Origin of the sequence: Nitrosomonas sp. (assembly GCF_043753625.1) — a bacterium.
Lineage (GTDB): Bacteria > Pseudomonadota > Gammaproteobacteria > Burkholderiales > Nitrosomonadaceae > Nitrosomonas.
In genome coordinates, this window is record NZ_JAYUWI010000016.1 from 1 (window position 1) to 7,510 (window position 7,510).

Here is a 7,510-nt window from a genome sequence, read left to right on the forward strand (position 1 = left end):
ATTATGCTTTCTTACGATCCCATCCGGAGGTAACAGCCAGTTCACAGGATTCCTTGGGAACAACTAAACGCTGCCCGGATTGGCCGTAACAAACACATCCGAGTTTAGGACTAGCTAAACAGGCGGATACGATTGACCAGTCAATGTCATGTGTCAGTAATTGAACGTCAAACAGGTTACGCGGTGATTCCACAGGCTGGACCGGCTGCGGTGTAACAGTAACCGGCTGCTCTATCGGTTTTTCGTCAGTTAATAAAATTTCAGTATCCGGATTCGTTTTAGCTACTACCCGCTGAACGCCAAAATAAGCAAATACGATGGTTAGCAGGATGGCAACGAGAAAAATATAAAACGTCATTGGAGCGCGTTTTTTTGCTTGAACGTGCTGTGTTGCTGAATGGTATAAAGCAAAGGATTCCTTGGGGAGCTTATAGTTAAAGGTTACTGCCGTGTCCTTGCTGGTTTTAGTTGACGGCGAACGGCAATATTCTGACCATTCGTATATTTTGCGCCCTGCCCAATTCACGCCAATATGTAAATGACGATCTACCAGCGCCAGAACATTACGGTGTATGAGGTTCGGAGCCTGAGTTATCAGAAAGAAAGTAAGCCCATAATGACGATGAACTGACAGTTCTTTAATGTCGTCCGATATCTTGGCACCGGTTGCCGGCCAGATACGCTGTACTTCATCAATTACAATGATTGAGCCGTGTTCGATATTGAGTAGTTCCGGTAAGCCCTCCTCGTTCGGTGATGTTTTGAACCATTGCCGGACTTGATCGTAGGTTAATTCAATGGTCGGAATAGTCAGTTTAGGAATGCCCACTGTGTAAATGATTTTTCCTTGTTCGTGGGCTTCTTTTATGACATTCCACACAGCGTAAGAAGTTTTACCGCCACCAGGAACCGCAGTAAGTAGAGAGATGCTCATTGTTTTAGCCCCAAGCGTTTAACGGTTGTCATTGTGAGTTTGAATGTCATGGCGCCGACAATTAAGCCCATAGCTTCACCAATGCCGCCCAGGCCGATCAAAGCCAACATATCACCGGCGAGGCTGTTGTAATGGGATTGGGTAAAGGACAAGGCAGCATTGAAAGCAGTGGTTACAGCCGCATAACTGATAATTCCAATTCCGGCAGCTGCTAATCCTTTATGAATTAATGCGCCAATGTTCGAATCGAAGAACTTGGCCAAGGGTAAAAGTATTTTAATCATTGCGAACCGCTCCGGAGATTATGAAAAGTGCAGCGATACCGGCCAGGATTACGACAAGCGGCTGAAGCGCAATTTGCGGCATCACAGGCAGGCTGAAAAGTTAAGTTAAGGGTGCCGTAATGGTAAGAAACCGAACGATCTCCCGGACAGGAGCCGGAACCCCATGAAGTATGAGAAAAAATGCCGGGGATTGCTTTTTCTTCGAGTGGCTGGTCTTGCATATTGTCTATGTCTATTTCAATGTTTTGAGGTTGTGGCTGTTCCGTTCCTCCGGTTGTTGTTGTCGTGGTACTGGTTAAAACGTTGCTGGTGTTGTAGGTGTTTTTTGTGGTGATCTCGGTAATTTTGATTAAGTTAGGGTTGCCCGTTGGGTTTTCTGCAGGTGTCGGGCTTTCTAGCTTCGCTTCGGTAATTTCATCTTCTGTTCCGGTTGTGTTTCCTGATCCATCTTTTAAAGTGGTTGTTCGTTTGTCGATTGGGCTGCTGATTGGGGTCATTGTTGGCGTTTGAACCGGAACGGGCAAACCCTTGGTTACTAGCTCAGGAGTAAAACGGGGATCATTAAGCAAAGGTTGTTTAGAATCCCATTGTGAAGCAGTTGGAACTTGCGGAGTAGCGCCGGATAACGAACAGATAGAACCGGTAAGGACATAATTTTCAGGACAAGTACCACTGGAAAAAGTAATAGATATTTGAGCGGTTGAGCCATCGCTTGTCTTAGTTCTTATGCATGCAGATGGACCAGTCCCTGAACCTGAACCCGTATACCCATCACCCCAAAACTTATCTACAGCGGCCGCGCGACTGCACCCGATTTCAGGCGAGGGATAACGATATGGGACGCTATTAATGCCAGCAACGAAATAAAAACCTACAATGTTGAGTGTGGAAGGATAACCGGGTAAATCTGCATTTTCGGTAATTGACCAGTTTCCAGCAACATCTTTGCAAATAGTCGTCAATTCACAAACCAAAGAAACAGCGGTAAGAGTCAGGCCGACCGGGCCACTTGCAGCGGCAACAGTGCGGACAGTGGCACCGATACGCGATACATCAACAAGCGCATTACGTGTAATTTCTGCGTTAAATAATCCCTTCGAGGTGTTGAAGGGTATTTTCTCGACTAAAGCTAATTCAGTATTAGAGGTAAGACTTCTAATCGAACCATTTGCAGAAACCTGACTGTATGAACCGTCTGAACCCTTGATAATCCCGGAGTGTTCCGACATATCAAAAAGCGCAGAAAAACATAATCCGGATTTGAAGAAAAGCAAAAGTAAAAGCGTTAATTTAAGAGTATCCACGCCGCCCCCAGAATCGCAAGAAATAGAGAAAGATTAGAGTAATCAATCATTTTTTTAAGACCTCCGACATTTTTTTAATGCCCCAGGCCACGACCCAAACGCCAACGACTAACCAACTGACTTGAATCACATCAGCGTTTGTATAGGGAGGGGAAAAATCACAGGTAATTAATTGAGGGGTTATCGTAAAAGCGGTTTGTGCAGTACCATTGGTCAGGGTATAGGCTTGCACCGTGATATTATCTGCATTAGCTGTACACACCGTAAAATATGATGAGAGGCCAGCGGCACCACTGGGAGCCGTACAAGTCTGAGAAAGAGCATTAAGAAAATCTTGCTTTGTTTCGTAGCATTGATTCTGAAATCTGTAACCCATAAGAACCCCTTTATAAAAAAGGGGCAGGAATCAGAGAAACCCACCCCTAGAAAACCCGAAGGGGTTAATTATTTGATCATGCGGCGTAACCAGCCGAATGCAGCGATAACGATCACAACACCAAGAATTGCAGCGCCGATTGTGCTGACATCTGTAACAGCATCAGAAATGCCAGTTGTTACAGATGCAGGAACGGCAGCATGTGCAGCAACGCCGAAAAAACCTAATACAGCGCCTACTGCCATCACGGCGTATTTACGCAAAGTTGAAAACATAATTAATACTCCTAAAAGTTAATTGGTGCGGGATTGCACCCCATACGCCCCACAATAGAGCGTATAGGCTAAAATCACGCGGCAGGCTTGACCTGAGAAATCGGTTTAATTGAATTAATTATGTTTTTGGAAATATTGCCATTTGTGACCCGCACAAATTCAACTTCACAAATGAGCGGAAATTCCAGGTGCATTAAGGCTTGTGCTCTGGCTGCATCGCCTAAAGGATATTTTTGTGTTGCGGTGCCCTTCGCTCTTCCGGTTTGAAAATTCAAATGTTCTTCTACAAATGCCGCGCCGGAATCGATTGATTTACCGTCAATGGTATCTTTGAAGAATGTAATACCGGTTACTTTTACTTTTTCTAACATAACAACCTCTTAACACCACCTGTTAACGCTTTATCTGAACCGGCAGTTAATGAGTTCAGAGCGTAGAAGCTAAAATTTAAGCGTATTTCTTGATGTACCAGTCGGGCGCAGTGAGTGCGGCTAGTTCTATAGTTTTTACTTTAATTGGCATCGTTTGTACGTTGTTTGGAATGGAGATATCAACGCCATAGGCTAGGAGTTCTTTTCTATGTCGATAAAAGGAAGTACGTGAAAGAACTATTGGGTAGCCATATTTCCAGCTAACATAAGTAGCTCTTAAATTAGCCGGTAGGTCGTTGAAGTTTTCGTATTTGACGTTTTCCAGTCTTTGTAATTGGGTTCTGTTCATATAAACCTCTATTAATAGTGAGTCTGTGATTGCGCCCAGGTAAGCCAGGCCGTTTTGTAGAAGAAAGCGAGATTTAAGGGTAAATTCTTCGCGGATTACGCCGAGGGATTGGCAGAAGTCGACGACTTCATCAGAGACATGCTGACCGGATTTTCTGGATTTATGCTTTTTTAGTTCAGTTGTTTTACAGTACAGCTTGCCGTAGACATATTTGGAGCCGCGACCATATTCAACCGTTGCGCCATTGACTGCTAAACTTCCCTTTTGTCGGCCTATGTGATGCCCGGCCATATTCCGGAGTAATGCTTCAGAGTCGACCATGGAGCCGGTGACATAATTACAGGTTATGTCTATCCGGCTTACCCTCGCACCTGTCCATGTCCAGCCGGAATCAGCGAATTTGTAGAGCTTGCCAGAAGTAAAAGGCGGCAAGCCCAGGGTATTCAGCAATTCATTAATGCGCTGGATACTGTCAGAGAAGGTAAAGCCAAATAAATTATCTTGTCGGCCATAGCGTGAAATGTTACCGCTGAATTCAACCTGGTTTCCATCACAACGAACCTCTACCCGACTATCAAAACTGCCTTCCAAGCCCTGCCGAGTATCAACGGTGTATTCGATTTCGCCATCTGAGTCTATCCGCACTACCCGGCCGCCGTTTATTACTGGCAATCCGCCCTCATGATGAGCTTGTCTGATAGTCAGATAATCTACAAAGACAGGAATTAGATTCATCATTTTTGAATCATTCCTTAATGCAATTTTTGTGCTTTTGTTTCATCTGTGGGACTAACTTTACGTGTAACTGGGACGTAAAGTCTTTTTTGGGATCCGCGGCCGGTTGTCGCCTCCTCCGAAGTCGTCGTCTCCACCCGGCCAGAATTTGCGAATAGGCAATAATCACTATCCAGCATCAAAGCTGTTGGGTGGTAGCAACGCCATAAATCAGAATATTCGGGGAACTTGCCGTTAGTGGTTACTTTAGATAATGCTCGAAAATAACTATTTTTAATGTTTATCATGAATACCCCTAATTGACTTGATGAGATTTGAACTATATGATTATTACAAAATCACACAGCAACCAAACGGATGCTACAATAAAGCAACCTTTTGATTGCTGTCAATAGGACAAACGTACTATGGAAATGAAAAACTACATCGAACAAGCGGAAAAGAAAGCAGGGAAACAATTAGAATTGGCAAAAATACTTGATGTATCAGCCAGTTATATAAGGATGGTAAAAGCCGGAAGAAAAGGATTTTCTGTTGATATGTGTATAGTTTTGGCAGACTACATAGGCGCTGATCGACTAGAAGTCATCGCAGCAAGTAACCTTGTAACAGAAAAAGATGAGAAAAAAAGGAAGATTTTTGAAAGCTGTTTTTCAACTGCGGCGAGTGTAACAGCTGCCGCGATTGTCATTTCGATATTGACACTACCCATGCAGAAGCCCGTAAATGCTGGAAACTTAAGTGCTCAATTTACCAATGTACAAATTATTGGCAACTTGATCACAGAAGAAGAGGACGAAGAAGAAATGATTTTATAGCTGATCTTTCGATAAGATTCGAGGCGTTTTTCAGCATGATAATTGAATCTCTCATTCGGCACTCTGCAAAAAAGCCCGGGGCTTATCGTACTGAGTTATTCGATAATGATTCCACCACCCAAACATACCTTGCTTTCATAAATGACGACAGATTGACCAGGCGTAACAGCCCATTGATCTTGTGCAAAATTTACTTGGCAAGGACCCTGGGTTAAATTTGTAATCGTGCATGGGGCATCAACCTGACGATAGCGGGTTTTGGCGGCATACACCCAGTTGCAATGCGGCTGTTTCCCGCTAGTCCATGTCAAATCCGCAGCTTTTAGTGATGGCCGAAGCAGATCAGGGTGATTATGGCCTTGTACCACAATTAATATATTTCTAGACATATCTTTGGCTGACACAAACCACGGCTCATCACTGCCATCACGTGTCCCGCCAATCCCCAATCCTTGCCGCTGTCCGATGGTGTAGTACATCATTCCGATATGCTGACCGATCACCTTCCCTTCGGTAGTTTGGATTTCACCGGGCTCATGCGGGAGATAACGATTGAGAAATTCCCGGAACGGGCGTTCCCCGATAAAACAGATACCTGTGCTGTCTTTTTTGGAGAAATTGGGTAGTTTTAATTGTTTGGCTATCTTACGTACTTCGCGCTTATAAAGATGTCCAATAGGAAACAATGTACTGGCAAGTTGTATTTGATTCAAACGGTATAAAAAATAGCTCTGATCTTTAGTGCCATCTTCACCTTTTAATAATTGAAATACACTGCCGACTTTGTGTACCTGAGCATAATGGCCTGTGGCAATACAATCCGCATCCAGTTTATGCGCATGGTCCAGAAATGCCTTGAATTTAATTTCTGCGTTGCACAGCACATCAGGATTAGGTGTCCGGCCAGCCTGATATTCAGAAAGAAAATGCGAAAAAACCCGATCCTTGTATTCGACCGAGAAATTCACCACCTCGATCGGAATATCAATCACATCCGCGACGGATACCGCATCTAAAAAATCCTGGCGGGAAGAACAATACTCATCGGTATCATCATCTTCCCAGTTTTTCATAAACAACCCAATGACATCGTAACCCTGTTGTTTCAGCAAATAAGCTGCCACGGATGAATCAACACCACCTGACATACCGACAATCACACGTTGTTTTTTCATCCTATCATGACTCATAGTATGTCAGCAATTCCAGCGGATATCGCTTACCGGCGAGATGATCCTGAATACATTGCATAACCAGTGGACTACGATGACGGTGGCGCATTTGATTAATTTCATCCACACTAAACCACGCTGCTTGTAGGATGCCGGTGTCCAGTCTACGTTCCGGATCATGTTGCGTAACGTGACCGCCAAAAGCAAAACGAAGATAGGTAGTATCTATGCGACGTGAGTGCCACTGATAAATGCCCAGTAAATATTCAGGAACGAAGGTATACGCGGTTTCTTCCAGTGTCTCCCGTATGGCACCCTGCATGATGGATTCGCCTGGATCCAGATGCCCTGCCGGTTGATTTAAAAACAAACCGGAACCGGCTTCAGGTTCCTCCTCGACCAGCAGATATTTTCCATTTTGTTCGACAACAGCCGCAACTGTTACATTGGGTTTCCAAATCATAATTTCTTCAGTGATAAAAAATAAAATACCAATCAGCAATATACTTATCTATCCGCTGTAATTTTGAATGCTGCTTATTATCGCATTGGTACTTTGTATTTTGTTGGGATTCACCAGGATTTTCAGGTGCCACTACGGCAAATGATCAGAGTTAAGTTAAATTACCTCCGGCAGAGCCGGAGGCTTATCGCTGGAACCTCTCAAAGGGGGGCTCTGTCTGTGAGCCGCGAAGCGGCACCTAAATACCCAGCTTCAACTCTGTGAGGTCGGTTGGTAAACGTGGAGTCCAACGGGTTAGGCGGCAAGCAGATTTTCATAATATCGCCGTGTAAAAGCAGCGGGTGACAGGTAGCCAAGACGCTCCTGTTTTCGCTGCCGGTTATAGAAGATCTCGATGTACTCGGTAATCACCTGAATTGCTTGCGCTCG

The 7,510-nt window shown here is 44.4% G+C and carries 12 protein-coding genes; 1 reads left to right on the forward strand and 11 read right to left on the reverse strand.

Annotated elements, in window-relative coordinates:
• Position 1: 1 nt before the first annotated feature.
• From ACH10T_RS01200 to ACH10T_RS01235, 8 genes are all read right to left on the reverse strand, one after another.
• Positions 2 to 934 carry a zonular occludens toxin domain-containing protein gene (locus ACH10T_RS01200; protein ID WP_394807517.1) on the reverse strand — a complete coding sequence of 311 codons (933 nt, stop codon included), beginning with the start codon at positions 932 to 934 and terminating at the stop codon, positions 2 to 4.
• On the reverse strand, positions 931 to 1,218 hold the full coding sequence (locus tag ACH10T_RS01205) for a DUF2523 domain-containing protein (protein ID WP_394807518.1): 288 nt from the start codon (positions 1,216 to 1,218) through the stop codon (positions 931 to 933). Before ACH10T_RS01205 ends, ACH10T_RS01200 begins: the two co-directional genes overlap by 4 nt.
• Positions 1,215 to 2,522, reverse strand: a complete 1,308-nt coding sequence (locus tag ACH10T_RS01210) for a hypothetical protein (protein WP_394807519.1) — start codon at positions 2,520 to 2,522, stop codon at positions 1,215 to 1,217. The genes ACH10T_RS01205 and ACH10T_RS01210 overlap by 4 nt, the downstream gene beginning before the upstream one ends.
• 46 nt (positions 2,523 to 2,568) lie before the next feature.
• On the reverse strand, positions 2,569 to 2,898 hold the full coding sequence (locus ACH10T_RS01215) for a hypothetical protein (protein WP_394807520.1): 330 nt from the start codon (positions 2,896 to 2,898) through the stop codon (positions 2,569 to 2,571).
• A gap of 68 nt (positions 2,899 to 2,966) precedes the next feature.
• Complete coding sequence (locus tag ACH10T_RS01220; RefSeq protein WP_394807521.1) at positions 2,967 to 3,173, reverse strand: major capsid protein; 207 nt, start codon at positions 3,171 to 3,173, stop codon at positions 2,967 to 2,969.
• Between the two features lie 74 nt (positions 3,174 to 3,247).
• Positions 3,248 to 3,544, reverse strand: a complete 297-nt coding sequence (locus tag ACH10T_RS01225; protein WP_394807522.1) for a hypothetical protein — start codon at positions 3,542 to 3,544, stop codon at positions 3,248 to 3,250.
• A gap of 76 nt (positions 3,545 to 3,620) precedes the next feature.
• Entirely contained in the window at positions 3,621 to 4,631 is a 1,011-nt protein-coding gene (locus ACH10T_RS01230; protein ID WP_394807523.1) for a phage/plasmid replication protein, read from the reverse strand.
• A 14-nt stretch (positions 4,632 to 4,645) separates the two neighbouring features.
• Positions 4,646 to 4,915, reverse strand: coding sequence for a hypothetical protein (locus ACH10T_RS01235; protein WP_394807524.1), 270 nt, complete (start codon positions 4,913 to 4,915; stop codon positions 4,646 to 4,648).
• A 120-nt stretch (positions 4,916 to 5,035) separates the two neighbouring features.
• On the opposite strand from ACH10T_RS01235, the gene ACH10T_RS01240 reads away from it, so the two are divergent.
• Positions 5,036 to 5,446: a helix-turn-helix domain-containing protein gene (locus tag ACH10T_RS01240; RefSeq protein ID WP_394807525.1), complete on the forward strand. Its 411-nt coding sequence runs from the start codon at positions 5,036 to 5,038 to the stop codon at positions 5,444 to 5,446.
• A gap of 95 nt (positions 5,447 to 5,541) precedes the next feature.
• Here the strand turns inward: ACH10T_RS01240 and mnmA are convergent, their stop codons facing one another.
• The 3 genes from mnmA to ACH10T_RS01255 form a co-directional block, all read right to left on the reverse strand.
• Positions 5,542 to 6,621 carry a tRNA 2-thiouridine(34) synthase MnmA gene (gene mnmA / locus ACH10T_RS01245; RefSeq protein WP_394807526.1) on the reverse strand — a complete coding sequence of 360 codons (1,080 nt, stop codon included), beginning with the start codon at positions 6,619 to 6,621 and terminating at the stop codon, positions 5,542 to 5,544.
• A 4-nt stretch (positions 6,622 to 6,625) separates the two neighbouring features.
• The gene (locus tag ACH10T_RS01250) at positions 6,626 to 7,081 is read right to left on the reverse strand and encodes an NUDIX hydrolase (RefSeq protein ID WP_394807527.1); all 456 of its coding nucleotides are present in this window, start codon (positions 7,079 to 7,081) and stop codon (positions 6,626 to 6,628) included.
• Positions 7,082 to 7,375: 294 nt separating this feature from the next.
• Positions 7,376 to 7,510 (reverse strand): IS3 family transposase (locus ACH10T_RS01255; RefSeq protein WP_394807528.1); only part of this gene is annotated, 135 nt, incomplete at its 5' end.